Source organism: Clostridium pacaense (assembly GCF_020709765.2).
Taxonomy (GTDB): domain Bacteria; phylum Bacillota; class Clostridia; order Lachnospirales; family Lachnospiraceae; genus Enterocloster; species Enterocloster hominis.
Window position 1 is genome coordinate 1 of sequence record NZ_JAJFEB020000237.1, and the last position, 235, is coordinate 235.

Sequence of the window (235 nt, forward strand, 5' to 3'; positions counted from 1 at the left end):
CCAGCTTTCTCGTTGACTACTAGTCACACCCGTTGACTACGGTCCTATTGGGACGCGTCCTTACAATCCCCCTCTCTTCCCTTCCCTTCTTTCTTTCCCCCTCCTTTTCCTTTTTCCCCCCCCTTCCCTCCCCCTCCTCCCTCTTTCCCCCTTTTCTCTTTCTTTCCTCCCTTTTTCCTCTCCTTTCCTTCTCCTTTTCCTCCCCTCTCTTTCTCTCCCCCTTCTTCCCTCCTCC

1 protein-coding gene is annotated in these 235 nt (G+C 53.6%); it reads right to left on the bottom strand.

The genetic code is table 11. The annotated features are described in order from the left end of the window. Positions 1-44: 44 nt before the first annotated feature. A partial coding sequence (locus LK536_RS59150) for a hypothetical protein (RefSeq protein ID WP_506092381.1) occupies positions 45-235 on the bottom strand: 191 nt, incomplete at its 5' end.